The 1,385-nt window shown below is 65.3% G+C and carries 1 protein-coding gene; it reads left to right on the top strand.

The window, feature by feature from the left end; all coding sequences use genetic code 11:
- Positions 1-4: 4 nt before the first annotated feature.
- The coding region (locus IQ273_RS33150) for a molybdopterin-dependent oxidoreductase (RefSeq protein ID WP_194027314.1) at positions 5-1,385 on the top strand (1,381 nt) is incomplete at its 3' end.

The following is a 1,385-nucleotide window of genomic DNA, read 5'->3' as shown; positions in this document are numbered from 1 at the left end:
CCCTATGACTGATCCCGCCAAAACCTTATGTCCTTACTGCGGCGTGGGTTGCGGCCTGGAAGTTCTCCCCCCGGCCCAGCCCAACAAGCCCACCCATCGCGATGCCCAGGGAAACCCGCTGTGGCAGACTAGGGGCGATCGCGCCCATCCCTCCAGCCAGGGCATGGTGTGCGTGAAGGGGGCCACCGTGGCCGAGTCGCTCGACCGCGATCGGCTCAAGCACCCGATGCTGCGGGCCTCGCTCGATGCCCCCTTCGAGCGAGTGTCGTGGGATGTGGCGCTGGATGCGATCGTCAGCCGCATTCAAACCGTGCGCCAGGAGATGGGACCGGACGGCGTCTGCGTCTACGGCTCGGGTCAGTTTCAAACCGAAGACTACTACGTGGCCCAAAAGCTGGTGAAGGGCTGCCTGGGCACCAACAACTTCGACGCCAACTCGCGGCTGTGCATGTCGTCAGCGGTGGCGGGCTACATCCAGAGTTTTGGCTCCGATGGCCCCCCCTGCTGCTACGCCGACCTGGAGGCCACCGACTGCGCCTTTTTGATCGGTACCAACACCGCCGAGTGCCACCCGATTGTGTTTAACCGACTGCGCAAGCACCACAAGCGCAACGGCCACGTCAAGCTGATCGTGGTTGACCCCCGCCGCACCGACACCGCCAAGGCCGCCGACCTGCACCTGGCCATTCGCCCCGGCACCGACATTACCCTGCTCAACGGTATCGGTCACCTGCTGCTGCGCTGGGGGGCGATCGACCCAGAGTTTATCGACGGCTGTACCCAGGGCTTTGCCAGCTATACCGAGGTGCTGCGCCACTACGCACCCGAAATTGTGGCCGATCGCTGCGGCATTACCGTCGCCGATCTCGAAACCGCCGCCCGCACCTGGTCTAAGGCCAAGGCGGCGCTCTCGCTGTGGTCGATGGGGCTAAACCAGTCGTCGGAGGGCACCGCTAAGGTCAGGTCGTTGATCAACCTGCACCTAATGACCGGCCACATTGGCCGTCCGGGGGCGGGGCCGTTTTCGCTCACCGGGCAGCCCAACGCCATGGGGGGCCGCGAGGCAGGTGGGCTCTCCCACATTCTGCCGGGCTATCGCCTGGTCAAAAACCCCGACCACCGCCGCCAGGTCGAGGCATTTTGGGGCCTGCCCGCCGGGCAAATTTCGACGACGCCGGGGCTTGCCGTGGGCGAAATGATGCTGGCCCTAGAGCAGCAGCGGGTGGGCCTGCTGTGGATTGCCGCCACCAACCCGGCGGTCAGCCTGCCCGACCTTAACCGTACCAAGGCAGCCCTGCGCCAGTCACCGTTTACTGTCTACCAAGACGCCTACTACCCCACCGAAACCGCCGAGTTTGCCCACCTGCTGCTGCCCGCCGCCCAGT

Source organism: Nodosilinea sp. LEGE 07298 (genome assembly GCF_015207265.1).
In the GTDB taxonomy this organism is placed as follows: Bacteria; Cyanobacteriota; Cyanobacteriia; order Phormidesmidales; family Phormidesmidaceae; genus Nodosilinea.
This window is presented reverse-complemented; position numbering and strand designations above follow the sequence as displayed.